We start from the raw sequence: 26,585 nt of genomic DNA, 5'->3' as shown, positions 1-26,585 counted from the left end.
ACGGACCGGCGGCGAAAGGGTTCCGCCGCCGGTGCCGTGCGATCTGCGATTGTGAGGCCGGCGCGCCGGCTGTATATTAGCCGGCTATATCGATAAGGGATGCTCCCGCCTGCAGGTAATCGCCTTCCTTGACGATCAGGCGAACCTTGCCGGCCCGGGTGGCGACAATCTGCGTTTCCATCTTCATGGCTTCCATGATCGCCAGAAGATCACCTTCGGAAACCGTGTCACCGTCCTTCACCTTGAAAGATTGCAGTGTGCCGGAAACGGGGGCGGTAATTTCGCCTTCCTTTTTCTCGACCGCAGCACCGGAAGCGGATGCATTGCCGCCGCTGACGCTGCCGAGGCTGGAGAGCAGAATGCTGGGCAGGCCAACTGAAACACGCTTGCCGTCGATCTCGAGATAGGTCCGGGTGATCGACGGATCATCGGCCGGTGCCGGTCGTTCCATGGTGTCGGGCATGGCGGCGAAATCGGTCTCGATCCAGCGGGTATGAACCTTGAACCCATCCGTGCCGATGAAATCATCCGTCTCGATTGCGGCACGATGGAACGGCAGGACCGTGGCGATGCCCTCGATGCGGAATTCCTTCAGCGCGCGGCGGGCGCGGCGCAGAACCTGATCGCGATCCACACCCGTGACGATGAGCTTGGCCATCAACGAATCGAAGACGCCGGGCACGCTGGAGCCGCTGACGACACCGCTATCCATGCGAATGCCGGGGCCGGAGGGTGCATCAAAAACCGAGATCGAACCGGGCGTCGGCAGAAAGCCGCGGCCCGGATCTTCGGCATTGATACGGAATTCCATCGAATGGCCACGGGGTTCCGGTGTTTCGAGGACCCGCAGCTTTTCGCCTTCGGCAATACGAAACTGCTCGATGACGAGATCGATGCCAGTGGTTTCTTCGGTAACGGGATGTTCCACCTGCAGGCGGGTATTGACCTCGAGGAAGGAGATCGTGCCATCGACGCCGAGCAGGAACTCGACGGTGCCGGCGCCGGAATAACCGGCTGCGGCGCAGATCGCCTTGGCGGCCGAGTGGATTTTCTGGCGCTGTTCATCCGACAGGAACGGGGCGGGTGCCTCTTCGATCAGCTTCTGGTTCCGGCGCTGCAACGAGCAATCACGGGTGCCGAGCACCAGCACATTGTCGTGTTTGTCGGCCAGAACCTGTGCCTCGATATGGCGTGGCCGGTCGAGGAAACGCTCAAGAAAACACTCGCCGCGGCCGAAGGCGGCGGTCGCCTCGCGCACGGCGGATTCGTAGAGATCGGCGATCTCCTCCATTTTCCACGCAACCTTCAGGCCGCGTCCACCGCCGCCATGGGCCGCCTTGATGGCGACGGGCAGGCCGTGCTGTTCAGCGAAAGCGGTGACTTCGGCGGCGGAAGAGACGGGGCCATCGCTGCCGGCAACCAGCGGCGCGCCGACGCCGGTGGCGATGCGCCGTGCTTCGACCTTGTCGCCTAATGCCTCGATAACCTTCGGGTCGGGGCCGATCCAGATCAGTCCGGCATCAAGAACAGCCTGGGCAAACTCCGCACGTTCGGACAGGAAGCCATAACCGGGATGCACGGCGTCCGCGCCGGCGCGTTTGGCAATCGCGATCAGCTTGGTGATGTCGAGATAGGTCTCGGCGGGACGCACGCCCTCCAGCGCATAGGCCTCATCCGCCAGCCGGACKAAAAGCGCGCCCTGATCGGGGTCGGCATAAACGGCGACCGATTGCAGGCCGTAATCGCGACAGGCGCGGATGATGCGCACCGCGATCTCGCCGCGATTGGCAATCAGCACTTTTTTCATCGCTTTTCTCCTCGGAATTCTGTGTTTTGGGCCGCGATTTCGGCAAAGGGGCCGATCGGGCGGAATTTGATTCTGGCGTTGACGGGGATCTGCCCGGCAAGATCGAGATGATATTCCGCCACCGCGCCGATGACGGGGTAACCCCCGGTCAGAGGGTGATCGGCGAGGAAAAGAACCGGCTGACCACTATGGGGAATCTGGATCGCCCCTGTCGCGGTGCCTTCGCTCGGCAATTCGGCGCTGTCCTTGCGTTCCACCGGCACGTCGCCGGCAAGGCGAATGCCAACGCGGTTCGATTGAGGGGTGACCTGCCAGAGCTGGCCGGTCAGTGTCTCGATACCCTTTTGCGTGAACCAGTCGGTGCGGGGCCCTAGTACGACATCGAGTGTCACGACTTCGCCGGTTGCCGGTGGTTCAAAGGCCGGAATCTCGCCGATCGATACGCTGGAAAGACCAGACTTTTCGTTCTTAAGCGGCAGGATGGCACCGGCACCCACCGGCTCTGGGCCGACGACAGCCAGTGTATCCGTCGCAAAACTGTCGAGCACCGGCTCGACATCGAAGCCGCCACGGACGGCAAGATAACAGCGCATGCCCTTCGGCGGCTGGCCGAAAGTGACCACGTCACCGGCCTCAAGGGAGACCGGGCCATGGGTTTTGACGGCGAAGCTGCGATCCGCCGTCTTGATCATAACGGAGCAGGGGGCGCCGGTAATGCCAATGACGGCGCGACTTGCGCTTTTGAAGGAAAAACCGCCGAGCGTCAGTTCAAGGCACGGCGTATTGACCGGATTGCCGACGATGCGGTTTGCGGCGTTGAACGCACCGCGATCCAGCGCGCCGGAGGCGGAAACACCCTGGCCGGTCTGGCCGAAACGGCCGAGATCCTGAAAGATGGCGGGCATGGGCGCGGCAAGCACCTCGAAATGCGGGCCGTCTTTTTTCGGTTCTTTCCTGTCCGGTGCCGGGGTAGGGATTTCGACCGTTCTGCCGGCCTTGTCCATATCGAAGAAACGCACCCGGTAACCCGGCTGGAACAGCGCCCCGGGATCACGATCTATATCCCACATCTTGACCGGCGTGGTGCCGATGATCTGCCAGCCGCCGGGGCTGTTTTGCGGATAGACGCCGCTGAAGGCACCGGCCAGCGCCACGGAGCCGGCTGGAATGCGGGTGCGCGGGCTTTGCCGGCGCGGCACATGCAGGGTCGGGTCACCGCCGACCAGATAACCGAAACCGGGGGCGAAACCGCAGAAGGCCACGGTAAACTCGCTTTCGGTATGGCGCCGGATGACCTCTTCGACGCTCATGCCGGTCAGTTCGGCGACGTCGGCGAGATCTTCACCGTTATAGTGGACGGGGATTTCCACGAGATTGTCGGAAGGCGCGATCTTTGCGGAGAGATCGCGGCTTGCGAGCTGCGTGGCCAGCATCTCCGCACCGATCTTTTCGGGGCGGAAACGGATCATCAGGGTGCGGGCAGCCGGCACCGTTTCTTCGATGCCTTCGACCGGGTCACTCTGAAGCGAGGCGAAAAGCGCCAGTGTTTCATCGAGATCGGCGAGTTCGACAAGAATGGTGGTGAGGCTGACGGGGAGAAAACGCATCATATCCTCACGCGTGATAGGCGGAATCGGGAATATCGGTGATGAACATGTGGCCCGGCGCATGGGTGATGGCAAAGGGCACACCCGACGCCATCACGGCGGCCTGCGGGGTCACGCCGCAGGCCCAGAAGACCGGAACTTCACCCGGCTCGATCCGCACCGCATCGCCGAAATCAGGCTTGGCAAGGTCGGAAATACCGATTTCCTCCGGCGCACCGACATGCACGGGCGCACCGTGCACGGCCGGAAAACGCCCGGAAATCGTGGCCGCATCCGCCACGCGCGATGCCGGGATCGGCCGCATGGAAACGACCATATTGCCCTTCAGCCGTCCGGCCGGGCGGCAGGGTCGGTTCGTCAGATACATCGGCACATTGCTCTTGTCGGTCATGTGGCGGATTTCGATACCCGCTTCCACCATCGGCGTCTCGAAGGTGAAGCTGCAGCCGATGAGGAAAGCGACGAGATCGTCGCGCTCCGCCCAGGCGGCCGTCGCATCCGCGGTTTCTTCGGCAAGCTTGCCGTCGCGCCAGATGCGATAGAGCGGCAGGTCGGTTCTCAGATCGGCACCGGGCGCCAGAAGCGTGGTGGGCGAACCGGGATCGGAGACGTCAAGCACCGGGCAGGGTTTTGGGTTGCGCTGCGCATAAAGCAGGAAATCGAAGGCCCAGTCACGCGGCAGCACGATCATGTTCGCCTGCGTGAAGCCGGGTGCGATGCCGGACGTGGGGGCGACAAGGCCATCGCGATAGGTAGCACGGGCCGTTCGTGCGGCCTCGGCATCCGTATGGTTGAGATAAGATGTTGGTATCGTCATCGGCTATCCTTTCAGCGATCGGAAGCGAAGGAGCGGATTGCGATACCATCAGCTTCGAAACGGCGGTGGATTTCCTGGGCGATGGCGACCGCGCCGGGGCTGTCTCCATGCACGCAGATGGATTGCGCCTCGATTTTTATGATGCTGCCATCGATCGCCTCCAGCGTGCCTTCGCGGGCAAGCTGGACCATGCGGTCGGCGATTTTCGCCGCATCATGCAGCACGGCACCGGCTTCGCGGCGGGAGACGAGCTGGCCCTGAGGCGTATAGGCGCGATCCGCGAAAGCCTCGGCAACGACGGCAAGGCCCGCCTTGCGGGCAAGGTCGAGAATGGGCGCGTTGGCAAGGCCCATCAGCACCAGTGAAGGATCGATGGCCTTGATGCCGTCGATGACGGCCTGCCCCTGTTTCGCATCATTGGCGATGCGATTGTAAAGCGCGCCATGTGGCTTCACGTAACGCACCGTGGTGCCGGCAGCTGCGGCGACACCTTTCAGCGCGCCGATCTGGTAAATGACGTCTGCAATCAGCTCTTCCGAGGTTGCGTCCAGATCGCGGCGGCCGAAGCCGACGCGGTCGGGATAGGAGACATGGGCGCCGACAACCACGCCTTTTTCGGCAGCGGCCTTGACGGTGCGGTAGATACCGGCCGGGTCACCGGCGTGAAATCCGCAGGCTATGTTGGCGCTGGAAACGATGGCGAGCATCGCCTCGTCATCGCCCATGCGCCACGCGCCGTAGCTTTCGCCAAGATCGCTGTTGAGATCGATAGCGGCCATGTTTGCCTCCCTTTGATTTTATCAGTAGCCGAGCAGGGCAAAGATCGCGCCCGCCGACTTATAGGCCATATACCAGGTGAGTGCGCAGGTCAGCACGCCAAGCACCAGCAGCCAGCGCGGGTAATGATACCCGTGCATCAGATCAGCGCGTTTCCAGGCGGCATACATGAAGATCGAAAGGCCGATTGGCAGAACGAGACCGTTGAGGCCGCCGACGAAGACGAGCATGGCTGCAGGCGGTGTGGTGATGATGATATAGGCGATCAGCGAGATGGCGATGAAGCCAACCGTTGCCAGATTGCGCTGGCGCTCCGTTATGTCAGGCTTGAAAGCGGTCAGGAACGACACGGAGGTATAGGCCGCACCGATGATGCTTGTCATGGCCGAGGCGAGGAAAACCGCGCCGAAGAGGCGGAAGCCGATATCGCCGGCAGCGGCATGGAAGGCCTGGCCTGCGGGGTTTGCTGCCTTGCCCGAGAGATCGATGACCACGCCGCTGGCGACGACACCGAGGATGGCGAGGAACAGGATGTAGCGCAGCACGCCGGTAATGGCGATGCCGCTCAGCGCCGCGCGATTGACCGCGTTGATATTTTCAACGCCTACCATGCCCTTGTCCAGCAGGCGATGTGCGCCGGCATAGGTGATGTAACCGCCGACCGTGCCGCCGACGATGGTGGTGATGGTGACGAAATCGATGGTATCAGGCAGGAAGGTCTGGCGGAAAGCTTCCGCCACCGGCGGGCCGGAGACATATGCCGCATAAAGGATCAGCGCCAGTTTGACGAAGGCAGCGACGAAAACCACGCGGTCCATGGCGATGCCCGCCCGGCGCGACAGGAAGATGCCGATGGCGGCCAGCGCGCCGATGGCGCCGCCGATCTTCGGATCGAGATCGATCATGGCGTTGAAGCCGAGGCCGGCGCCGCCGATATTGCCGATGTTGAAGAACAGGCCGCCGATGATGACGAGGATGGCAAGCAGGTAACCCGAGCCCGGAATGGCGGCATTGGCAATCGCCGGCGCCCGCATGCGGGTGATGGTGACGATGCGCCAGATATTGGCCTGCACGACGAAGTCGATCAGGATGGAAATGATGATGGCGAATGCGAATGCGGCGCCCAGTTTCACCGTGAAATTCGCAGTCTGGGTGATGAAGCCCGGTCCGACGGCCGACATCGACATCAGGAACATTGCCGAAAGCAAGGCATAACGCTGATTCTTCGCCTTGCGCGCAACCTCGTTCGGGTCGGCGGGTGTGGGCATTTTCTGCTCCATGGATTTTCTCCGCTCCAATCGCAATCCGCCCCTCGCGGATGCTTTATGCGGTCGAGTTTGTCCTGTTCCGTGAAATTGTCAACATTGTTCAACAATAAATAATAATCGTTCTCTCATTTTGTCTATTTGTTGGACGGTATGCGCATGAATTCATCACGTTTTTTTCGTGCTTTGCTAATGCTTTGTGCTATGGGCAGATCATGCCGTGTCCGAACATGCCTGTCACGGAATTCCCGATGCTGCATTGCTCTTAAGAAAGGAGCGCCATGACGGAAACGATAGAGGGTCTGCCGCTTGCGGATCGATTGGCCAAGGGTATCCGCACCCTGCTGATCTCCGGCGAGCTGGCGCCGGGGCAGCGCCTTTCAGAGGCAGCCTTCAGCGAACGTTTCGACGTCTCCCGCAATTCGCTGCGCGAAGCCTTCCGGCTTTTGACCAAGGATGGCCTGTTGCGCCACGAGGCCAATCGCGGCGTGTTCGTCGCCGTGCCCACCATGTCTTCGGTCATCGATATCTACCGTGTGCGGCGCATGGTGGAATGCGGCGCGCTGCGTCAGGCCTGGCACAAGCACCCCGCCATAAAGGCGATGCGTGCAGCCGTCGAGGATGCCAAGGTCAAGCGCGAGGTTGCCGATTGGCTGGGTGTGGGCAGCGCCAACATGAAATTTCATGCGGCGGTGGTCGATCTCCTCGACAGCGCCCGGCTCAGCGATTTTTACGAACGCATCGCCGCCGAACTCAGGCTTTGTTTCGGGCTCTTGAAAGATCCTGAACAGCTTCATTCCCCCTTTGTCGACATGAACAGCAAGATCCTGTCGCTGATGGAGGAAGGCAAGGCGCAGGAAGCGGGCGACGAGATGGAAATCTATCTCAATCTTTCCGAGCGCACGGTCCTGAAGGCACTTGAGCGCGCCGTCGAACACGCATCCTGATATGACGGGCGGCAGGTGGGAAAACCTCCCTTGCCGCTCCGCTCCATTTTTGCCCGCTCAGGCGATTGCCAAGTTTGCTGCGCTGCGTCATCAATGCTGACATGACGCTTCGCGACCTGACCATTCTTGTCATAGACGAAAACGCGATCCGCGCCTCCATTATCGAGGAGGGGCTGCGCGAGGCCGGCTATCAGCGCGTCACTGTTATCCATGAGGTGAACGGGGTGGCGCGCACCATCGAGACGCTGCAGCCCGACGTCATTTTCATCGATCTCGAAAATCCCAACCGTGACATGATGGAGCATCTGTTCCAGCTGACCCGCACGGTCGGTCGCCCCATCGCCATGTTCGTCGATCGTTCCGATACCGCCTCCATCGAGGCGGCCGTCGAGGCGGGAGTGTCGGCTTATGTGGTGGACGGGCTGAAGAAGGAGCGGGTGAAACCCATTCTCGATATGGCGGTCAGCCGCTTTAATGCCTTCAGCCGCCTGCAGCGGGAACTTGCCGATGCCAAATCGGCGCTGGAGGAACGCAAGGTCATCGAGCGGGCCAAGGGCATCTTGATGAAGATGCGCGGCCTTTCCGAAGAGGAAGCCTTTGCGCTTCTGCGGCAGACGGCGATGAACGAGAAAAAGAAGATTTCCGAGATCGCGCAAAGCGTGGTCACCGCGGCCGGTCTGTTGATGTGACGAACCCCCCGGTCGGACAGTGTGGAGTGTAGGATATGGCGGTACCGGAAAAAACGGCTGGATCGGGAAGCGCGGCAACGTCGGCCCTCGGCGCACCCACGCTGGTGGGTAGCGACCGACAGAAAATCCTGCGCGCCGGTTTTATCCCGCTTGTCGATGCATCCGTTTTGATTGCCGCCGCCGAATTCGGTTTTGCCGAACGCGAAGGACTGGTGCTCGATCTCGTCAAGGATGTTTCGTGGGCGAATGTGCGCGACCGGCTGGCCTTCCGGCAATTCGATATCGCCCATATGCTGTCGCCCATGCCGGTCGCCTCCATGCTTGGGCTCGGCTCCAATCCGTCGCCGACGATCACGCCCTTTTCGCTTGGACGCGGCGGCAACGCGATTACGCTTTCGACCCGTCTCTTTGCCCGCATGAAGGCCTTGACCGGGCTTTCCGAGGTGGCGGGAGCGCTCGAAAATGCCAAGGCCTTGAAGCGGGTGCTCGATGATATGCGGGCGCGTGGCGAACCGCCGCCGACGCTTGGTATGACCTATCCGTTTTCCTCGCATAATTACGAATTCCGTTATTGGCTTGCTGCCGGCGGCATTCATCCAGATCATGACGTCAAGCTGGTGGTGGTGCCGCCGCCCTTGACCTCGGATGCGCTCGCTGCGGGGGCCATCGATGGTTTCTGTGTCGGTGCGCCGTGGAACATCGTCGCCGCCGAGCGTGGCGTTGGCCGGATTGTGGCGGCCAAGCAGGATTTGTGGCCTTCCGCACCGGAAAAGGTCATCGGCATGCGACCCGAATGGGCGGAAAGTCAGCAGGAAACGGTCGGCCGGCTGCTGACAGCGCTCGACGCCGCCGCCCGCTGGTGCGACCTGGCGGACAACCACGATGCGTTGAGCCGGGCGTTGGCCGACTCTCGTTATATTGGCGCGCCGGAAAGCATCATCCGTCATGTACTTGCCGGTGAATTCAGCATCGACAGTCAGGGTAACCGACGTGTGATCGACAAATATTTCACCTTCCATGGCGACCATGCCAATTATCCCCGGCAAAGTCAGGCATTGTGGATTTATAGCCAGATGGTCCGCTGGGGGCAGGCGGAACTGTCTCAGGCGGGCGTAGATGCCGCTCTTTCCGCCTATCGCCCGGATATTTATCGGGCGGCATTGGGCGACGGGAAAGCGCCTGACGATGCCGATATCCGCATCGAAGGGCAGGAAGGGGGAGACCGTTTCGTGGATGGTATGGTCTTCAACCCTGCTGACATCGAGGGCTATGTGAACGGCTTTTCCGTGCGCACATCCGCGCCGGTTTCCCCCGCTTCGGGAGAGGCATGATTGGCTTCCCACTTCGCAGGCTGCGCAAATTTCAAGCGTGAATTTTTCCAGTTTGCACAAACGGAAGACAAAAAAATCGCTGATTAAAATTTAATCACGTATTTTGTTTTCGTAAATTACCATCTATTTTCAATATCTTATACTTTATTTTATAAACTGGCACGGCTCTTGCTTCTTCCTGTTTGCACCGGTCAACGGCGATCGGAGCAAGCAGGGCGCGGCATAGGCGCCTTCAGAAGACACAGACGTCGCAAGGTTTTGCTGCCCGGAACACCTCCCGTTCCGCCGGTGCAAACACCGAGCGGCGTTTTTTTATTTTCAGGTTTTTTCGCAAGCGAAAACGTCACCCGCAGAGGTGGCCCAATAAGGGGAACATGCGAATGAAAAAGATATTCTCCGGCGCTGTCAGCCGCCGCACGATACTGAAGACGACAGCCACCGCAGCCCTCGTCAGCGCCGTGCGCACGGCCTTTCCGTCGGGCGCTTTCGCAGCCACTGCCGAGCCGGAAGTGAAGGGTGCAAAAATCGGTTTCATTGCGCTCACCGACGCCGCGCCGCTCATCATCGCGGCCGAGAAGGGACTTTTCGCCAAGCACGGCATGCCTGACGTCGAGGTTCTGAAACAGGCCTCCTGGGGTGCGACGCGCGACAATCTCGTACTGGGCGGTGCATCGAACGGCATCGATGGCGCGCATATCCTGACGCCGATGCCCTATCTCATGCATACCGGCAAGGTGACTCAGAACAATGTGCCGGTGCCGATGACAATCCTCGCCCGCCTCAATCTCGACAGCCAGGGCATTTCCGTCGCCAAGGAATATGCAGAGACCGGCGTCCAGCTCGATGCTTCCAGGCTGAAGGCGGCTTTCGAGAAGAAGAAGGCCGAAGGCAAGGAAATCAAGGCTGCCATGACCTTCCCCGGCGGCACGCATGATCTGTGGATCCGTTATTGGCTCGCCGCCGGTGGCATCGATCCCGACAAGGATGTTTCCACCATCGTCGTTCCGCCGCCGCAGATGGTCGCCAACATGAAGGTCGGCAATATGGACGTCTTCTGTGTCGGCGAGCCGTGGAACGAGCAGCTCGTCAATCAGGGCATCGGTTTTACCGCCTGTACCACCGGCGAACTCTGGAAGGGCCATCCGGAAAAGGCGCTCGGCATGCGCGCCGACTGGGTGGAAAAGAACCCCAACGCCACCAAGGCGCTGCTGATGGCCGTCATGGAAGCGCAGCAATGGTGCGACGAGATGGCGAACAAGGAGGAGATGTCCACCATTCTCGGCAAACGCCAATGGTTCAACGTGCCGCCGAAGGATGTTCTTGGCCGCCTCAAGGGCAATATCAATTACGGCAACGGCCGCGTGCTGGAAAATACCGGCCTGCAGATGAAGTTCTGGCAGGACCACGCTTCCTATCCTTTCCGTAGCCACGACAGCTGGTTCATCACCGAAAACATCCGCTGGGGTAAATTTGCCTCTGACACCGATGTGAAGGCGCTGGTGGAGAAGGTGAACCGCGAGGATATCTGGCGCGCGGCGGCCAAGGATCTCGGCGTTGCCGATCTTCCCGCCTCCACCTCGCGCGGCAAGGAAACCTTCTTCGACGGCAAGGTCTTCGACCCTGAAAACCCGTCGGCTTATCTCGAAAGCCTGTCCATCAAGGCGGCCTCCTGAGGAGGAGACCCGGGGGTCGCCCTTCATCCGCCAGCGCCTGCCGGTCAACAGCCGAGACTGAAGACCGGATGAGGGGCGAGCCCCAGACCGCAACCGAAATCAAGAGGAAATGCCCATGTCCGCATTGGCCCGAAAATTCAAGGAAGAGCCGCAGCAGCCGGTGGCGCAGAAGGCAAACGTCGTGGCGCTTGCACCGAAACCCGCATCGCAGATCGACCCGCGTAAATGGGGCGCCGCTGCCGCGCGCAATGTCATCCCGCCATTGGTTGTCCTCGCCATCCTGCTCGGTATCTGGCAGTTGCTCTGTTCCGCCCCCGGCGCATCCCTGCCGCCGCCGAGCCAGGTTTTCGAGGAAAGCTACGATCTCATCGTATCGCCGTTTTTCCATAATGGTTCGCAGGATATCGGGCTTGGTCTGCGTGTGCTGGTGTCGCTCGAACGGGTGGCTTACGGTTTCGGCCTCGCTGCCATCGCCGGCATCGTGCTCGGCGCGGTGATCGGCCAGTCGGTCTGGGCGATGCGCGGTCTCGATCCGATCTTCCAGGTGCTGCGCACCGTGCCGCCGCTCGCCTGGCTGCCGCTTTCGCTGGCCGCATTTCAGGACAGCAACCCTTCCGCCATTTTCGTAATCTTCATCACCTCCATCTGGCCGGTCATCATCAATACGGCGGTCGGTGTGCGCAACATTCCACAGGATTACCGCAACGTGGCGAAGGTGCTGCGGCTCAACCAGCTCGAATTCTTCTTCAAGATCATGCTGCCATCGGCAGCCCCCTACATCTTCACCGGTCTGCGCATCGGTGTCGGCCTTTCCTGGCTCGCCATCGTCGCGGCGGAAATGCTGACCGGCGGTGTCGGCATCGGCTTCTTCATCTGGGATGCGTGGAACTCCTCGCGCCTGCCAGACATCATCGTGGCACTCGCCTACATCGGCGTCGTCGGCTTCATGCTCGACAAGCTGGTGGCGGCGCTTGGCAAGGTCATCACCCGCGGCGCTGCGGCCAACTGAGAGGGCGACCATCATGAACGCTTATCTGAAGCTCGATCATATCGACAAATATTTCGACAAGGGCGGTTCGCGCGCTGAGGTGCTGAAAGGCATCAACCTCACCATCGAAAAAGGCGAATTCGTCTCCGTCATTGGCCATTCCGGCTGTGGCAAGTCCACCATGCTCAACCTCATCGCCGGTTTGACGAAGGTTTCGGCCGGTGCCGTGCTTCTCGAAAACCGCGAGGTCAACGAGCCGGGTCCGGAGCGAGCCGTCGTGTTCCAGAACCACAGCCTGCTGCCATGGCTTTCGGTCTATGAAAACGTCAATCTCGCCGTCGACAAGGTGTTTCGCAACACCAAGACCCGGACTGAGCGGCACGACTGGGTGATGCGCAATCTCGACCTCGTGCAGATGGCCCATGCCAAGGACAAAAAGCCGTCCGAAATTTCCGGCGGCATGAAGCAGCGTGTCGGCATTGCCCGGGCGCTCGCGATGGAGCCGAAAATCCTGCTGCTGGATGAGCCTTTCGGTGCGCTCGACGCCCTGACCCGCGCCCATCTTCAGGACGCCGTGATGGAAATTCACGCCCGGCTCGGCAACACCATGGTCATGATCACCCATGATGTCGACGAGGCGGTGCTGCTCTCGGACCGCATCGTGATGATGACCAACGGCCCCGCCGCCCATATCGGCGAAGTGCTTGATGTGTCGCTGGCTCGCCCGCGCAACCGTATCGAGCTCGCATCCGACAAGACCTACCTCAAATGCCGCGAGGCCGTGCTGAAGTTCCTTTACGAACGTCACCGCTTTGTCGAAGCTGCGGAGTAACGACCATGACGCAAAAACTCGTCATCATCGGTAATGGCATGGCGCCGGGGCGCATGCTGGAAAACCTGTTCGAAACCGCCCCCGGTCTTTACGACGTCACCATTTTTAATGCCGAGCCGCGCGTCAATTACGACCGCATCATGCTCTCGCCGGTGCTCTCCGGTGAAAAGAGCTATGAGGACATCGTCATTCATAATGACGAATGGTACGTGGCCAATAATGTGACCTTGCACAAGGGCGCGAAGGTCACCGGCATCGACCGGGACAAAAAGACCGTCACCAGCGAAAACGGCATCACGGTTTCCTACGACAAACTGGTGATCGCTACCGGCTCCTTGCCCTTCATCATCCCCGTTCCCGGCCATCAATTGTCTGGCGTACTCGCCTATCGCGATCTCGACGACGTCACGAAGATGCTCGAAATCGCCGAGGGGAAAGGCCGCGCCATCGTCATCGGCGCCGGTCTTCTTGGGCTGGAAGCGGCCTATGGCCTCAAGCGTCAGGGCATGGATGTCACCGTCATCCACCTGATGCCGACGATCATGGAGCGTCAGCTCGATCCGGCAGCGGCCTATCTCCTGGAAAAGGCGCTGAACGAGCGTGGCATCGACATCATCACCAAGGCCAACACCAAATGCATCCTCGGTGAAGATAAGGTCGAAGGCATAGAGCTGGAAGACGGCCGCGTTATCAGGGGCGATATGGTGGTGATGGCGGTCGGCATCCGTCCCGCTTCCGGTCTCGCAAAGGAAGCCGGCATCGCCGTCAATCGCGGCATCGTCGTGGATGACGGCATGATGACGTCCGACGCTTCGATTTACGCGCTCGGCGAATGCGCCGAGCATCGTGGCATGTGTTATGGGCTGGTCGCGCCACTTTATGAATCGGCCCGCGTGCTCGCCGACCGGCTTTGCGGCGGTTCGGCCGAATATCACGGCTCCGTCACCAATACGAAGCTGAAGGTCACCGGCATCAACCTTTTTTCCGCCGGTGATTTCGCGGAGGGTGACGACCGCGAAGAAATCGTGCTGCGCGACGCCACCGCCGGTGTCTACAAGCGCCTGATCCTCAAGGAAAATCGTATCATCGGCGCGGTGCTTTACGGTGAGACGGCGGACGGATCGTGGTTCTTCGATCTGATGAAGAAATCGACCGATATTTCCGCCATGCGCGAAACCCTGATCTTCGGCCAGGCCTATCAGGGAGGGTCACCGCTGGACCCTATGGCGGCCGTTGCAGCCTTGCCGGATGATGCGGAAATCTGCGGCTGCAACGGCGTTTGCAAGGGTAAGATCACCTCGGTTATCACCTCCAAGGGGCTGACCTCGCTGGATGATGTGCGCGCCCACACCAAGGCGTCCGCCTCCTGCGGCAATTGCACCGGCCTTGTCGAGCAGCTGATGACGCTGACGCTGGGCGACAGCTACAACCCCGCCGCCGTGCAGCCCATGTGCAAATGCACCGATCTCGGCCATGACGATGTGCGCCGTCTCATCAAGGCCAAGGGCCTGAAAACCATTCCCGCGGTAATGCAGGAACTGGAATGGAAGACCTCCTGCGGCTGCGCCAAGTGCCGGCCGGCGCTCAATTATTACCTCGTCTGCGATTTCCCCGACGAATATGCCGACGATTACCAGTCGCGTTACATCAATGAGCGCGTCCACGCCAATATCCAGAAGGACGGTACCTATTCCGTCGTGCCGCGCATGTGGGGCGGGGTCACCTCCTCCTCCGAACTTCGGGCAATTGCGGATGTGGTCGACAAGTTCGATATCCCGATGGTGAAGGTGACCGGCGGCCAGCGCATCGATCTTCTCGGCATCGAAAAAGAGGATCTGCCCGCCGTCTGGGCCGATCTCGGCAAGGCCGGTTTCATCTCCGGGCAGGCCTATGCCAAGGGGTTGCGCACGGTAAAGACGTGTGTCGGCCAGCAATGGTGCCGCTTCGGCACGCAGGATTCCACCGGCCTCGGCATCCGCATCGAAAAATTCATGTGGGGCTCATGGACGCCCGCCAAGCTGAAGCTTGCCGTTTCCGGCTGTCCACGCAACTGCGCGGAGGCCACCTGCAAGGATATCGGTGTCATCTGCGTCGATTCCGGTTTCGAGATCCATTTCGCCGGTGCCGCCGGTCTCGATATCAAGGGCACGGAAGTTCTGGGTCTTGTCCATACCGAGGACGAGGCGCTGGAGCATATCGTGGCGCTGACCCAGATGTATCGTGAACAGGCGCGGTATCTTGAGCGCATCTACAAATGGGCCAAGCGCATCGGTTACGACGAAGTCCGCCGCCAGATCATGGACGATGCCGAAAAGCGCAAGGCCTATTTCGACCGCTTCGTCTTCAGCCAGAAATTCGCGCAGGTCGATCCCTGGTCGGAACGTGTCTCCGGCCACGACAAGCATGAATTCAGGCCCATGGCGGCAATCGGTTTCAATCAGGCAGCGGAGTGAGAACGATGGACAGCAACTGGATCGATATTGGCGACATCTCCGATATTCCGCTGCGCGGAGCGCGTTGCGTGAAGACGCCGATGGGCAAGATCGCCGTGTTCCGCACGGCGGAAAATCAGGTTTTCGCCATCGAGGACCATTGCCCGCATAAGGGTGGGCCGCTGAGCCAGGGTATCGTGCATGGGGCTTCGGTGACGTGTCCGCTGCATAATTGGGTCATTTCGCTGGAGACCGGCAAGGCGCTGGGGGCAGACGAGGGCGAGGTGCGGACCATTCCGGTGCGCAATCTGGATGGACGGCTTTCCATCGCGCTTGAAACTTTGATGATTGCGGCGGAGTGAATTGCGATGGCGGCGATGGCGAAGATACCCCCCTCTGTCCTGCCGGACATCTCCCCCACAAGGGGGGAGATCAAAAGCCGCAGACTGAGAGGGCAAGCCCATGCCCGCTGAAACAAAAACCACCTGTCCCTACTGCGGCGTAGGCTGCGGGGTTATCGCTACCGTTAACGATAATGGCGTCGTTTCCGTCAGGGGCGATCAAGACCACCCCGCCAATTTTGGCCGCCTGTGTTCCAGAGGTTCGGCTCTGGCGGAAACCACCGATCTCGACGGTCGCCTCCTCCACCCGGAAATCGCCGGCCGCCGGGTGGCATGGGATGAAGCGCTCGATCTCGTCGCTTCCCGGTTTTCCGAGGCAATTGCCGAACACGGCCCGGATTCAGTCGCCTTTTACGTCTCCGGCCAATTGCTGACGGAAGATTATTATCTGGCGAACAAGCTGATGAAGGGTTTCATCGGCTCGGCCAATATAGATACCAATTCAAGGCTCTGCATGTCGTCCTCCGTCGCCGGCCACCGCCGCGCCTTCGGGGCGGATACGGTGCCGGGAACTTATGAGGATATGGAGCTTGCCGATCTGGTGATCCTCACCGGTTCCAACCTCGCATGGTGTCACCCCGTTCTCTATCAACGTCTTGCCGCAGCCAAGGCCGCGCGGCCGGAGATGAAGGTGGTCGTCATCGATCCGCGCCGGACGATGAGCGCTGATATTGCCGATATGCACCTTGCTATCCGCCCGGATGGAGACGTGGCGCTGTTTACCGGCCTGCTGGCGCATCTCTCGGGCGGTAGTGCGATAGACCGCGCTTATGTCGAAAGCCACACGGCCGGTTTTGAAACCGCGATGTGGGCCGCAAGCGAGCACAGCCTGCCGGAGATCGCCGAGGCGACCGGCCTGACGCTTGCGGAGCTTATCTCCTTTTACGAATTGTTCGAGCGCACGCAAAAGACCGTCACCTGCTACAGCCAGGGCGTCAATCAGTCTGAAAGCGGCACCGACAAGGTCAACGCCATCATCAATTGCCATCTCGCCATTGGCCGCATTGGCCGGCCGGGCATGGGGCCGTTTTCACTGACCGGCCAGCCGAACGCCATGGGCGGACGCGAGGTCGGCGGGCTGGCGAACATGCTGGCCGCCCATATGGCCATCGAAAGTGCTGAAGATCGCAACCGCGTGCAGCGCTTCTGGGCCTCACCTGCCATCGCGCAGAAACCCGGCCTCAAGGCGGTGGATATGTTCCGGGCGGTGGCCGATGGCCGTATCAAGGCGCTGTGGATCATGGCCACAAACCCGGTCGTATCCATGCCGGATGCCGGTGCCGTCGAGGCGGCGATCAAGGCCTGTCCTTTCGTCGTTGTGTCCGATGTCACGGCCGATACGGATACCGCCCGCCACGCCCATGTTCTTTTGCCCTCGCTCGGCTGGGGCGAAAAGGACGGCACCGTCACCAATTCCGAGCGGCGCATTTCCCGCCAGCGCGGCTTTCTCGATGCGCCCGGCGAAGCGAAGGCCGACTGGTGGCAGATGGCGGAAGTGGGCCGGCGCATGGGTTTCGACGCTGCCTTCACTTTTGGTCAGGCATCGGAGATTTTTGCAGAGCATGCGGCTCTTTCCGGTTTCGAGAATGCAGGGAGCCGCGATTTCGATATCAGCGGCATCGATGGGAATTCCTACGATGGGATGGCACCCTTCCAATGGCCGAAAGTCGGCCCCGGCGAGGCTGAAGTGACCCGCTTTTTCGCGGATGGCCGGTTTTACCATGCCGATGGCAAGGCCCGCTTCATCGCCACCGCCTTGCCGAAGACAGGCAGGACATCGGCAGACTATCCGCTGACGCTGAATACCGGCCGCATTCGCGATCAATGGCATACCATGACCCGCACCGGCAAAAGCGCCCGCCTCACCGCCCATATCGCCGAGCCTTTCGCCGAGCTCCATCCGCGCGACGCGCAGGCACTGGGCATAAAAAGTGCTGATCTGGTGGAGCTGGAAAGCCCGCATGGCAAGGTGCTGCTGCGGGCGCTGGTAAGCGAAAGGCAGGCGCGCGGCTCGGTCTTCGCGCCGATGCACTGGAACGATCAGTTTGCCTCGAAAGCGCGGATCGATGTGGTGGTCGCGCCGGTAACGGACCCGCATTCCGGTCAGCCCGCTTCGAAAAACGTGGCGGTGAAAGCAAGGCGTTTCGAAGCGAATGCCTATGGTTTTGCCATTTGCCGCAGCCGGCCCAACGCACCGGATTGTGCCTATTGGGCCATGGCCAAAGCGGATGGCGGCTATCGCATGGAGCTTGCTTTCGAGAGCGAGCCCCAGGACTGGACGCTCTGGGCGCGGCAGGTTTTCGGCATCGACGTCCGCATCGAGCCGCTTGGTTACAACGACCGGCAGACGGGTGACCTGCGCCTCGCCTTCTTCGATGGTGAGACACTGCTTGCGGCATTGTTTATCGCCAAAGAGCCGGTCGCCGTTGCCCGCAGCTGGGCGATATCGCAGTTGAACGAGCGCCACGAGGATTTGCGCATGCGTTTTGCGCTGGTCGCCGGCCGTCCCGGTGCCGGCCGTGCCGATCCGGGCGCAACTGTCTGCTCCTGCTTTAATGTCGGGGTGAACCAGATCACCGCCGCCATCCGTGATGGTTGCCACAGTGTCGAAGCCATCGGCAAGGCGTTGAACGCCGGAACCAATTGCGGCTCCTGCCGCGCCGAAATCAGGGGGATCATCGATGGATGCCTTAAAACCGCAGCGGAATGAACCGGCCCGCATGGAAAGACTGGCCAAGCTGCCGGTCTTCTGGGGGCTCGAGGGCAAGCGTGTGGTTCTGGCGGGCGGATCGGAAGGCGCTGCCTGGAAGGCGGAACTTCTGCTGGCCTGCGGGGCGGAGGTGCATGTCTATTGCAGCAAAGGCGATTTGTCGGGGACCTTTGCGGCTCTTGTCGCAAGAAACTCATGCCTGAACATCCATGACCAGCCTTGGCATCCGGGCATATTCGAAAATGCCGAACTTGCGCTGGCGGATTGCGAAACGGATGTGGAGGCTGAAGCCTTTTATTCCGCCGCACGGGGGGCCGGTGTACCCGTCAATGTCATAGACAAGCCGGAATTCTGCCAGTTCCAGTTCGGCTCCATCGTCAATCGCTCGCCGGTGGTGGTGTCAATCTCCACCGATGGCGCCGCCCCCATCTTGGCGCAGGCCATCCGCCGGCGGATCGAGACATTGTTACCGCTGTCGCTGAAAGATTGGGGCGCGCTTGCCCAGACAATCCGCGAGCGCGCCAATCGACGTCTCGCGCCCGGACCGGCGCGGCGGTCTTTCTGGGAAAAATTCGTCGATCGCGCCTTTACCGAGAGGCTGGATGAGGACACCGAAGAGCGGCTGCTTGCGGATATCGCAACGCAGGCCGCGCGGAGGGAGCCGGCTGGCGGAAGGGTGACGCTGGTGGGCGCCGGACCGGGGGATGCCGAGCTGCTGACGCTGAAGGCAGTGCGCGCCCTGCAGGCGGCGGACGTCATCCTGTTCGACGATCTCGTCTCGGCAGAGGTGCTGGAACTGGCGCGGCGGGAAGCCAAGCGCATGCTGGTCGGCAAACGTGGCGGCCGGGAAAGCTGCAAACAGGAAGACATCAACGATATGATGATCCGTCTTGCCAAGGCCGGCAAACGGGTGGTGCGGTTGAAATCCGGCGATCCGATGATCTTCGGGCGCGCCGGCGAGGAGATTGCGGCACTGGAGGCCGAAAACATCCCGGTCGAGATCGTGCCCGGCATCACTGCCGCAAGCGCCATGGCCTCACGCCTTGGTGTTTCCCTGACACATCGAGATCATGCCCAGTCGGTTCGCTTCGTCACCGGCCACTCCCGGCAGGGAAAGCTGCCGGAGAATATCGACTGGAAATCGCTTTCCAACCCCTCGATAACCACCGTCTTTTATATGGGCGGGCGAACCGCAGCCGGGATTCAATCCTCCCTGCTTGCGCATGGCATGCCTGCCTCAACGCCCGTTGCGATCATGATTTCCGTCAGCCGTTCAAATGAACGGCGCTGGTGCGGTTCGCTCGAGCAATTGGCTGCAGCGATTGAGAGGCTGGGCGCGAACGAGCCTGTGCTGATCGGCATCGGTGATGCGTTTGGTGCCGCATCCCCGGCAGTTTCGGGCCTTGGTGCTGAGGGGTCGGTTGCGGCACCAGTTCAAAGAGCCGGCTAATAAGTTTATCGGGTGGTACGGGCGTGTCTTTCGCGCGTGCCCGCAAGTTGGTTGTTTTTGCCGCCACAAGACCCTCCCTTGACATTGGTTTTTCGTTCGCTCTTCAATAAAACGAAAAATTTGAAAGAGGAGGGAGGGTGAAATGCTGCTCACACCGCGTCAGGATGAAATCGTTGCGCTGGCGAAAGCGAACGGGCGGGTGCTCGTCGATGAGCTGGCGGCGCGGTTTTCCGTCACCCCCCAGACGATCCGCAAGGACCTCAATGATCTTTGCGATACGCGGGTGCTGACGCGCATCCATGGCGGCGCGCTTTTCCCGAGCGGCAATGAAAACGTCAAATACGAGGCGCGCCGGGCGATTGCTTCTGTCGAGAAACAGGCGATCGGGGCCGCTGCCGCTGCTCTCATCCCCAACAACTCGTCGCTTTTCATCAATATCGGCACGACGACCGAAGCGGTGGGCGAAGCGCTGGCGGACCATCACGAATTGATGGTGATCACCAATAATATAAACGTCGCCAACAGGTTAAGGGTATTTCCGGGCATAGAGGTGGTGATTGCCGGCGGCGTGGTCCGGGGCTCCGATGGTGGTATCGTCGGCGAGGCGGCGGTGGATTTCATCCGCCAGTTCAAGGTCGATTTCGCCGTCATCGGCGTTTCGGCGATCGATGAGGACGGGGCTCTGCTGGACTTCGACTTCCGGGAGGTCAAGGTGGCGCAGGCGATCATCTCCAATGCCCGCCATGTCATTCTGGTGTCGGATTCGCTGAAATTCGAACGCACCGCGCCGGTACGCATAGGCCATCTTTCGCAGGTTCACACCTTCATTACCGATCATTGTCCGGTTGATTCCATCCGCAGCATCTGTGCCGATCATGATGTCCGGTTGATCGAAACAGAGGCCCGCGACGCCTGATTCACGGGGCGTCGGAATTTCGTTTGACATTCGTTTTGTCTTCGAATTAGATGGTCGTGCTTTCAATATATCGATGAGGAGAGCATCGATGAAAGCACGGGAGGGTGCATGTCTGACGAGGCAATTCACGATATTTTCGTGATCGGCGGCGGTATCAATGGCTGCGGCATTGCGCGCGACGCCGTCGGCAGAGGCTATTCCGTCGCACTTGCGGAAATGAACGATTTTGCCTCCGGCACCTCATCCGCCGCCACCAAGCTCATCCATGGCGGTTTGCGTTATCTCGAACATTATGAATTCCGCCTCGTGCGTGAAGCCTTGATGGAACGCGAGGTCCTGTGGGCCATGGCGCCGCACATCATCTGGCCGATGCGCTTCGTGCTGCCGTTCCAGAAGGGGGGCGTGCGTCCGGCCTGGCTCGTGCGGCTCGGGCTTTTCCTTTACGATCACCTCGGCGGCCGCAAGCTTCTGCCGGCCACCCGCTCGCTCGACCTGCGCCGTGATCCTGCCGGAAAGCCGTTGAAGCCGATTTTTGCCCGCGCGTTCGAATATTCCGACGGCTGGGTGGACGATGCCCGTCTGGTGGTGCTGAACGCCCGCGATGCCGCCAATCGCGGTGCCCTGATCCTTAACCGCACACAGGTTGTTTCCGCACGGCGCGAAGGCGGCTTCTGGTGGGTCGAAACGAAAAATGCGGACGGCGAAAGCAGGACCCACCGGGCGCGTATGCTGGTGAATGCTGCAGGCCCATGGGTCGACAAGGTTCTGTCTTCGACCTTCGGCAAGAACAATGTCCACAATGTCCGCCTCGTGCAGGGCAGCCACATCATCGTTCGCAAGAAATTTTCCGATCCGCGCGCCTATTTTTTTCAGAATCCGGACGGCCGCATCATCTTCGCCATCCCCTATGAACAGGACTTTACCCTGATCGGCACGACGGATCGCGACTATACCGGTGACCCCCGGGCTGTTAAGATCAGCGATGAGGAAATCAGCTATCTCTGCAGCGCGGCGAGCGAATATTTTTCCGAACCGGTGAAGCCGGCCGATATCGTCTGGACCTATTCCGGCGTGCGGCCGCTTTTTGATGACGGCGCTTCGAAGGCACAGGAGGCGACCCGCGATTATGTGCTGAAAACAGAAGGGGCGGAGGGCGAGGCGCCGCTTCTCAATATTTTCGGCGGCAAGCTCACCACCTATCGGCGGCTTGCCGAACATGCTCTTGAAAAAATCGGCGATGCATTGGGTAAAAAGGGGGAGCCCTGGACGGCGGGTTCACATCTGCCAGGCGGGAATTTTGGTGCCGAGGCCTATGGCGCGGAGGTTACCGCCTTGCGGTCGCGTTATCCCTTTCTCGACGAGCGTCATGCCAGGCGGCTTGTCCGCTGCTATGGCACGGATGCGGCGGCGATGATCGGCAATGCGGCAGATGTGGCTGCGCTGGGCCGGCATTTCGGCGGCACGCTCTATGAGGCTGAGGTTCGCTGGCTGATGGCGCGGGAATGGGCGCTGACGGCGGAGGACATTCTGTGGCGCCGCACCAAGCAGGGGCTTTTCCTGACCTCTGAAGAGGTGCGCGGGCTGGAAAGCTATATCGAAGACATTGCAGGTGAACGCTTGAAGGCAATCTGACGATCCGATCGAAAAGCGGAGGAGGCTTTGGATCACCATGCTTGAATTGCGAAACGTCTCGAAGATGGTGGGTGGTGAATATCATATTCACCCGACCGATCTGACGTTGCAGCGCGGAAGTCTGAACGTCCTGCTTGGACCGACGCTTTCGGGCAAGACGACGCTGATGCGGCTGATGGCCGGGCTGGACAAGCCGAGCGGCGGCTCGATCATCTTTAATGGTGAGGATGTGACAGGCTGGCCGGTGCAGAAGCGCAACGTCGCCATGGTCTACCAGCAGTTCATCAATTACCCGGCGCTGAGCGTTTATGAGAATATCGCTTCGCCGATGCGGGTTGCCGGCAAGGACCAGTCGACCATCGACCGGGAGGTGAGGAAGGCCGCCGAGCTTCTGAGGCTGACGCCCTATCTCGACCGCACACCGCTCAATCTTTCCGGTGGCCAGCAGCAGCGCACGGCGCTTGCCCGCGCCATCGTCAAGAACGCCAATCTGGTGCTGCTCGATGAGCCGCTCGCCAATCTCGATTACAAGCTGCGCGAGGAATTGCGCGAGGAGCTGCCGCGCATCTTCGCAGAGTCCGGCGCGATCTTCGTTTATGCCACGACGGAACCTTCCGAAGCGCTGCTTCTGGGCGGCAATACGGCGACCCTCAACGAGGGAAGGGTGACGCAGTTCAGCCGCACGATCGAGGTCTATCGGCAGCCGGTGGATATAGTGACTGCGGAAATCTTTGCCGATCCGCCGCTCAACACCATCGAGGTCATCAAGACGGGTAACGCCTTCACACGCGCCGACCAGGCGGTGGTTGCCGTGCCGGCGCATCTTGCCGCCGTGCCGGATGGACCTTTGACCATTGCCTTCCAGCCGCATCATCTTTTCCCGCATGCGAAGGACGAGGCACGGCAATCCATCCGCGCGCGGACGCTGATTTCGGAAATCGCGGGATCGGAAAGCTTCGTGCATGTGGAATTTTTCGGCCGGCGCTGGGTGATGCTGGCGCATGGCATCCACGACATTGAACCGGACAGGGATATCGAGCTGTTTCTCGATACAAAACACCTGATGGCCTTTGACGCGAATGGTCGCGCCATCGGCGAAGCGGCCTGAGGGGAGATCGGTCATGGCACGTATCACGCTCGATCATATCCGCCACGCCTATAATGCCAAGGCGCAGGCCGCCGGTGAATATGCCCTGAAAGAAGTGCATCACGAATGGGAGGATGGCGGGGCCTATGCGCTGCTCGGGCCTTCGGGCTGCGGCAAGACCACGCTGCTCAACATCATTTCCGGCCTGCTGCGCCCCTCCGAAGGCCGCATCGCGTTTGATGGAACCGACGTGACCGATTTCGCGACCGAAGATCGCAATATCGCCCAGGTGTTCCAGTTTCCGGTCGTTTACGACACGATGACGGTTTACGACAATCTCGCCTTTCCGCTGCGCAATCGGCATGTGCCGGAAGCGGAGGTCGACCGACGGGTCCGGGAAATCCTTGAGATGACCGATCTCTCCGGCATGGCCAAACGCCATGCTCGCGGGCTGACGGCAGACCAGAAGCAGAAGATTTCGCTTGCGCGCGGTCTGGTGCGCTCGGACGTCAACGCCATTCTTTTCGACGAACCGCTGACGGTCATCGATCCGCATATGAAATGGGTGCTGCGCTCGCAGCTGAAGCGCCTGCACCGCCAATCCGGTTTCACCATGGTCTATGTCACGCACGACCAGACCGAAGCGTTGACCTTCGCCGACAAGGTGGTGGTCATGTATGACGGGCAGATCGTTCAGATCGGCACGCCCGCCGAGCTTTTCGAGCGTCCGGGACATACATTCGTCGGTTATTTCATCGGCTCGCCGGGCATGAATGTATTGCCCGCCAGCATCGAGGGGACGACGGCTGTGGTCGGTGGTCTTGGTGTACCGCTTGCCGGTGCGCCAAAGGTTGACGCGGCGCAACGCATCGAGATCGGCATCCGTCCGGAATTCGTCCGGCTGGAGCGCGGCGGCATGCCGATCAGCATCGACAAGGTCGAGGATATCGGCCGACAGAAGATCGTCCGTGCCCGGTTTGCTGGCCAGAAGCTGGCAATCGTTGTTGCCGAAGACGAGGAAATCCCCGCGGAAGCGGGTGTTCGCTTTGATCCGGCCGCCATCGGCGTCTTCGCTGATTCCTGGCGTGTGAAGATGGGAGCCTGACCATGGAAAAAAGCTGGAACAACAAGGCGTGGTTCATGGTGCTGCCGGTGCTGGTGCTGGTCGCCTTCTCCGCCGTCATTCCGCTGATGACCGTCGTGAATTATTCGGTGCAGGATACCTTCGGCAATAACCAGTTCTTCTGGGCAGGAACGCAATGGTTCGAGGAAATTCTGGCATCGGACCGTTTCTGGGATGCGCTGGGGCGCAATCTCCTGTTCTCCGGTATCATCCTGGCGATTGAAATTCCGCTCGGCATCTTCATTGCGCTCAAGATGCCGAAATCCGGCATCGGCGTGCCGATCTGCCTCGTTACCATGGCGCTGCCGCTTTTGGTGCCGTGGAACGTCGTCGGCACGATCTGGCAGGTATTCGGCCGCAGCGATATCGGGCTGCTCGGCTATTATGCCAATCAGCTCGGGCTGGACTACAACTATGTCAACGATCCGGTCGATGCATGGATCACGGTCGTCATCATGGATGTATGGCACTGGACGAGCCTTGTGGTCCTCCTGTGTTACGCCAGCCTCGTCTCCATACCTGATGCCTATTATCAGGCGGCACGGATCGACGGCGCGTCGCGTTTTGCGGTGTTCCGGTTCATCCAGCTGCCGAAGATGAAGCGTGTTCTGCTGATCGCCTTCCTGCTGCGTTTCATGGACAGTTTCATGATCTATACCGAACCCTTCGTCGTCACCGGCGGCGGCCCGGGTAACTCCACCACTTTCCTGTCCATCGATCTCGTGAAGATGGCGCTCGGCCAGTTCGACCTCGGTCCGGCGGCAGCCATGTCGCTCATCTACTTCCTCATCATCCTGCTGTTGTCATGGGTGTTCTACACCGTAATGACCAGCCACGACGCGGAGACCTGAGACATGAGCGCCTCCAATGTCACCACAGGTGTGGAACGCAACGGCATCGGCAATTCGCCGGTGAGAGCGGCAGCCACAGGGCGTTCCGGCCTCGCCGTCAATGCGCGGCGTCGCCACCATGGGCCGTCGCGTTTTTCCTGGCTGGTGCCGACGATCTATATTCTGCTGCTGCTGGTGCCGATCTACTGGCTCGTTAATATGAGCTTCAAGACGAACACGGAAATCGTGTCTTCCATGACGCTTTATCCACACCAGCCGACGCTGCAGAACTACAGGACGATCTTCACAGATTCGTCCTGGTATTCGGGCTACATCAATTCGATCATCTACGTTGTCATGAACATGGTGATCTCGGTGGCCGTGGCGCTGCCGGCGGCCTATGCCTTCTCGCGTTACCGGTTCCTGGGCGACAAGCACCTGTTCTTCTGGCTTTTGACCAACCGCATGGCGCCGCCCGCCGTTTTCGCGCTGCCGTTCTTCCAGCTTTATTCGGCCTTCGGGCTGATCGACACGCATATCGCCGTGGCACTCGCACATTGCCTCTTCAACGTGCCACTCGCGGTATGGATTCTCGAGGGCTTCATGTCCGGCGTGCCGAAGGAAATCGACGAGACCGCCTATATTGACGGCTATTCCTTCCCGAAATTCTTCGTGAAGATTTTCATGCCGCTCATTGCTTCCGGCATCGGTGTCGCCTGCTTCTTCAGCTTCATGTTCTCGTGGGTCGAGCTTCTGATCGCCCGCACGCTGACGACGACGGACGCCAAGCCGATTGCCGCGACGATGACGCGTACCGTCTCCGCCGCCGGCATGGACTGGGGCCTGCTTGCCGCTGCCGGCGTACTGACGCTCATTCCGGGCGCGCTGGTGATCTGGTTCGTGCGTAATTACATCGCCAAGGGCTTTGCGCTGGGGAGGGTTTGACCATGACGAAGATGCCCGATTTTACCTGGATGGCATGGACCTGGCAGACGGCTGCGTTCTTCGCCGCCATTGCCCTGCTGCTCGTCGGCATGTGGTTCTGGGAATATCTTTCGCCCGGCGGCAATCCCCGCTTCGGCCTTTTGCGCTTCGAGACAACGCGCGGTGACAGGCTGTTCATCTCGCTGCTTGGCAGCGCCTTCATTCATCTCGCATGGCTCGGGCTGGTTGGCCCGAACCTGTGGTGGGCTCTCGCTCTATCCTTGGTCTACGCCATCGGCGTTTTCCGTTTTGTCTAGAGCAGAAAAGAAAGGTGCGGCGGAGGAAAA

General features: G+C 60.5%; 22 protein-coding genes. 17 read left to right on the top strand and 5 right to left on the bottom strand.

Annotated features, from left to right (window positions below; translation table 11 throughout):
- Positions 1 to 76 precede the first annotated feature (76 nt).
- The 5 genes from QD336_RS18390 to QD336_RS18370 are packed head-to-tail and all read right to left on the bottom strand — an operon-like array spanning position 77 to position 6,288.
- The gene (locus QD336_RS18390) at positions 77 to 1,807 is read right to left on the bottom strand and encodes an acetyl/propionyl/methylcrotonyl-CoA carboxylase subunit alpha (RefSeq protein ID WP_499171647.1); all 1,731 of its coding nucleotides are present in this window, start codon (positions 1,805 to 1,807) and stop codon (positions 77 to 79) included.
- Positions 1,804 to 3,414 carry a 5-oxoprolinase subunit B/C family protein gene (locus QD336_RS18385; RefSeq protein WP_499171668.1) on the bottom strand — a complete coding sequence of 537 codons (1,611 nt, stop codon included), beginning with the start codon at positions 3,412 to 3,414 and terminating at the stop codon, positions 1,804 to 1,806. The genes QD336_RS18390 and QD336_RS18385 overlap by 4 nt, the downstream gene beginning before the upstream one ends.
- A gap of 7 nt (positions 3,415 to 3,421) precedes the next feature.
- Positions 3,422 to 4,231 (bottom strand): putative hydro-lyase, encoded by an 810-nt coding sequence (locus tag QD336_RS18380; protein ID WP_499171646.1) that lies wholly within the window; start codon positions 4,229 to 4,231, stop codon positions 3,422 to 3,424.
- Between the two features lie 11 nt (positions 4,232 to 4,242).
- Positions 4,243 to 5,010 carry a LamB/YcsF family protein gene (locus QD336_RS18375; RefSeq protein WP_499171644.1) on the bottom strand — a complete coding sequence of 256 codons (768 nt, stop codon included), beginning with the start codon at positions 5,008 to 5,010 and terminating at the stop codon, positions 4,243 to 4,245.
- Positions 5,011 to 5,031: 21 nt separating this feature from the next.
- On the bottom strand, positions 5,032 to 6,288 hold the full coding sequence (locus QD336_RS18370; RefSeq protein WP_269346371.1) for an NRAMP family divalent metal transporter: 1,257 nt from the start codon (positions 6,286 to 6,288) through the stop codon (positions 5,032 to 5,034).
- A 266-nt stretch (positions 6,289 to 6,554) separates the two neighbouring features.
- Here QD336_RS18370 and QD336_RS18365 point away from each other — a divergent pair, with 266 nt between their 5' ends.
- The 17 genes from QD336_RS18365 to QD336_RS18285 all read left to right on the top strand — a co-directional run bounded on the left by QD336_RS18365 (position 6,555) and on the right by QD336_RS18285 (position 26,555).
- Positions 6,555 to 7,220 (top strand): GntR family transcriptional regulator, encoded by a 666-nt coding sequence (locus QD336_RS18365; RefSeq protein WP_499171643.1) that lies wholly within the window; start codon positions 6,555 to 6,557, stop codon positions 7,218 to 7,220.
- A gap of 101 nt (positions 7,221 to 7,321) precedes the next feature.
- Positions 7,322 to 7,909 (top strand): ANTAR domain-containing response regulator, encoded by a 588-nt coding sequence (locus tag QD336_RS18360; RefSeq protein ID WP_006699921.1) that lies wholly within the window; start codon positions 7,322 to 7,324, stop codon positions 7,907 to 7,909.
- A gap of 35 nt (positions 7,910 to 7,944) precedes the next feature.
- Positions 7,945 to 9,240, top strand: coding sequence for a CmpA/NrtA family ABC transporter substrate-binding protein (locus tag QD336_RS18355; protein ID WP_499171642.1), 1,296 nt, complete (start codon positions 7,945 to 7,947; stop codon positions 9,238 to 9,240).
- Between the two features lie 380 nt (positions 9,241 to 9,620).
- Positions 9,621 to 10,913: a CmpA/NrtA family ABC transporter substrate-binding protein gene (locus QD336_RS18350; protein WP_499171640.1), complete on the top strand. Its 1,293-nt coding sequence runs from the start codon at positions 9,621 to 9,623 to the stop codon at positions 10,911 to 10,913.
- Between the two features lie 115 nt (positions 10,914 to 11,028).
- Positions 11,029 to 11,922 (top strand): nitrate ABC transporter permease, encoded by an 894-nt coding sequence (gene ntrB, locus QD336_RS18345; protein WP_499171639.1) that lies wholly within the window; start codon positions 11,029 to 11,031, stop codon positions 11,920 to 11,922.
- A 13-nt stretch (positions 11,923 to 11,935) separates the two neighbouring features.
- Positions 11,936 to 12,733 (top strand): ABC transporter ATP-binding protein, encoded by a 798-nt coding sequence (locus tag QD336_RS18340; protein WP_269346376.1) that lies wholly within the window; start codon positions 11,936 to 11,938, stop codon positions 12,731 to 12,733.
- Between the two features lie 5 nt (positions 12,734 to 12,738).
- Positions 12,739 to 15,186 carry a nitrite reductase large subunit NirB gene (gene nirB, locus QD336_RS18335; RefSeq protein ID WP_499171637.1) on the top strand — a complete coding sequence of 816 codons (2,448 nt, stop codon included), beginning with the start codon at positions 12,739 to 12,741 and terminating at the stop codon, positions 15,184 to 15,186.
- Positions 15,187 to 15,191: 5 nt separating this feature from the next.
- Positions 15,192 to 15,527, top strand: a complete 336-nt coding sequence (gene nirD, locus QD336_RS18330) for a nitrite reductase small subunit NirD (protein ID WP_003519747.1) — start codon at positions 15,192 to 15,194, stop codon at positions 15,525 to 15,527.
- Positions 15,528 to 15,627: 100 nt separating this feature from the next.
- Positions 15,628 to 18,276 (top strand): nitrate reductase, encoded by a 2,649-nt coding sequence (locus tag QD336_RS18325; RefSeq protein ID WP_499171636.1) that lies wholly within the window; start codon positions 15,628 to 15,630, stop codon positions 18,274 to 18,276.
- Entirely contained in the window at positions 18,248 to 19,726 is a 1,479-nt protein-coding gene (cysG, locus tag QD336_RS18320) for a siroheme synthase CysG (RefSeq protein ID WP_499171634.1), read from the top strand. Before QD336_RS18325 ends, cysG begins: the two co-directional genes overlap by 29 nt.
- A 142-nt stretch (positions 19,727 to 19,868) precedes the next feature.
- Positions 19,869 to 20,642, top strand: coding sequence for a DeoR/GlpR family DNA-binding transcription regulator (locus tag QD336_RS18315; RefSeq protein ID WP_010973411.1), 774 nt, complete (start codon positions 19,869 to 19,871; stop codon positions 20,640 to 20,642).
- 108 nt (positions 20,643 to 20,750) lie between these two features.
- A complete protein-coding gene (locus QD336_RS18310; protein WP_499171633.1) occupies positions 20,751 to 22,274 on the top strand; it encodes a glycerol-3-phosphate dehydrogenase in 1,524 nt (507 codons plus the stop codon).
- Positions 22,275 to 22,311: 37 nt separating this feature from the next.
- A complete protein-coding gene (locus QD336_RS18305; RefSeq protein WP_499171631.1) occupies positions 22,312 to 23,382 on the top strand; it encodes an ABC transporter ATP-binding protein in 1,071 nt (356 codons plus the stop codon).
- Positions 23,383 to 23,395: 13 nt separating this feature from the next.
- Entirely contained in the window at positions 23,396 to 24,466 is a 1,071-nt protein-coding gene (locus QD336_RS18300; RefSeq protein WP_499171630.1) for an ABC transporter ATP-binding protein, read from the top strand.
- A gap of 2 nt (positions 24,467 to 24,468) precedes the next feature.
- On the top strand, positions 24,469 to 25,335 hold the full coding sequence (locus QD336_RS18295) for a carbohydrate ABC transporter permease (protein WP_004437268.1): 867 nt from the start codon (positions 24,469 to 24,471) through the stop codon (positions 25,333 to 25,335).
- Between the two features lie 3 nt (positions 25,336 to 25,338).
- Complete coding sequence (locus tag QD336_RS18290) at positions 25,339 to 26,259, top strand: carbohydrate ABC transporter permease (RefSeq protein WP_499171629.1); 921 nt, start codon at positions 25,339 to 25,341, stop codon at positions 26,257 to 26,259.
- A gap of 2 nt (positions 26,260 to 26,261) precedes the next feature.
- Positions 26,262 to 26,555: a DUF2160 domain-containing protein gene (locus QD336_RS18285; protein WP_269346392.1), complete on the top strand. Its 294-nt coding sequence runs from the start codon at positions 26,262 to 26,264 to the stop codon at positions 26,553 to 26,555.
- Positions 26,556 to 26,585 lie beyond the last annotated feature (30 nt).

Origin of the sequence: Rhizobium sp. BR 250, assembly GCF_047445855.1 — a bacterium.
GTDB classification, from domain to species: domain Bacteria; phylum Pseudomonadota; class Alphaproteobacteria; order Rhizobiales; family Rhizobiaceae; genus Agrobacterium; species Agrobacterium tumefaciens_I.
Note: the sequence above shows the minus strand (reverse complement) of the source record. Positions and strands in the feature narration are given on the sequence as shown.

What these genes read in the sequence shown, in the direction of transcription:
- QD336_RS18385 (WP_499171668.1), bottom strand. Translation starts at nt 3,414, where the DNA reads ATGCGTTTTCTCCCCGTCAGCCTCACCACCATTCTTGTCGAACTCGCC.
- QD336_RS18380 (WP_499171646.1), bottom strand. Translation starts at nt 4,231, where the DNA reads ATGACGATACCAACATCTTATCTCAACCATACGGATGCCGAGGCCGCA.
- QD336_RS18375 (WP_499171644.1), bottom strand. Translation starts at nt 5,010, where the DNA reads ATGGCCGCTATCGATCTCAACAGCGATCTTGGCGAAAGCTACGGCGCG.
- QD336_RS18350 (WP_499171640.1), top strand. Translation starts at nt 9,621, where the DNA reads ATGAAAAAGATATTCTCCGGCGCTGTCAGCCGCCGCACGATACTGAAG.
- QD336_RS18355 (WP_499171642.1), top strand. Translation starts at nt 7,945, where the DNA reads ATGGCGGTACCGGAAAAAACGGCTGGATCGGGAAGCGCGGCAACGTCG.
- QD336_RS18370 (WP_269346371.1), bottom strand. Translation starts at nt 6,288, where the DNA reads ATGGAGCAGAAAATGCCCACACCCGCCGACCCGAACGAGGTTGCGCGC.
- QD336_RS18360 (WP_006699921.1), top strand. Translation starts at nt 7,322, where the DNA reads ATGACGCTTCGCGACCTGACCATTCTTGTCATAGACGAAAACGCGATC.
- QD336_RS18310 (WP_499171633.1), top strand. Translation starts at nt 20,751, where the DNA reads ATGTCTGACGAGGCAATTCACGATATTTTCGTGATCGGCGGCGGTATC.
- nirD (WP_003519747.1), top strand. Translation starts at nt 15,192, where the DNA reads ATGGACAGCAACTGGATCGATATTGGCGACATCTCCGATATTCCGCTG.
- nirB (WP_499171637.1), top strand. Translation starts at nt 12,739, where the DNA reads ATGACGCAAAAACTCGTCATCATCGGTAATGGCATGGCGCCGGGGCGC.
- QD336_RS18295 (WP_004437268.1), top strand. Translation starts at nt 24,469, where the DNA reads ATGGAAAAAAGCTGGAACAACAAGGCGTGGTTCATGGTGCTGCCGGTG.
- ntrB (WP_499171639.1), top strand. Translation starts at nt 11,029, where the DNA reads ATGTCCGCATTGGCCCGAAAATTCAAGGAAGAGCCGCAGCAGCCGGTG.
- cysG (WP_499171634.1), top strand. Translation starts at nt 18,248, where the DNA reads ATGGATGCCTTAAAACCGCAGCGGAATGAACCGGCCCGCATGGAAAGA.
- QD336_RS18365 (WP_499171643.1), top strand. Translation starts at nt 6,555, where the DNA reads ATGACGGAAACGATAGAGGGTCTGCCGCTTGCGGATCGATTGGCCAAG.
- QD336_RS18305 (WP_499171631.1), top strand. Translation starts at nt 22,312, where the DNA reads ATGCTTGAATTGCGAAACGTCTCGAAGATGGTGGGTGGTGAATATCAT.
- QD336_RS18300 (WP_499171630.1), top strand. Translation starts at nt 23,396, where the DNA reads ATGGCACGTATCACGCTCGATCATATCCGCCACGCCTATAATGCCAAG.
- QD336_RS18325 (WP_499171636.1), top strand. Translation starts at nt 15,628, where the DNA reads ATGCCCGCTGAAACAAAAACCACCTGTCCCTACTGCGGCGTAGGCTGC.
- QD336_RS18285 (WP_269346392.1), top strand. Translation starts at nt 26,262, where the DNA reads ATGACGAAGATGCCCGATTTTACCTGGATGGCATGGACCTGGCAGACG.
- QD336_RS18315 (WP_010973411.1), top strand. Translation starts at nt 19,869, where the DNA reads ATGCTGCTCACACCGCGTCAGGATGAAATCGTTGCGCTGGCGAAAGCG.
- QD336_RS18340 (WP_269346376.1), top strand. Translation starts at nt 11,936, where the DNA reads ATGAACGCTTATCTGAAGCTCGATCATATCGACAAATATTTCGACAAG.
- QD336_RS18290 (WP_499171629.1), top strand. Translation starts at nt 25,339, where the DNA reads ATGAGCGCCTCCAATGTCACCACAGGTGTGGAACGCAACGGCATCGGC.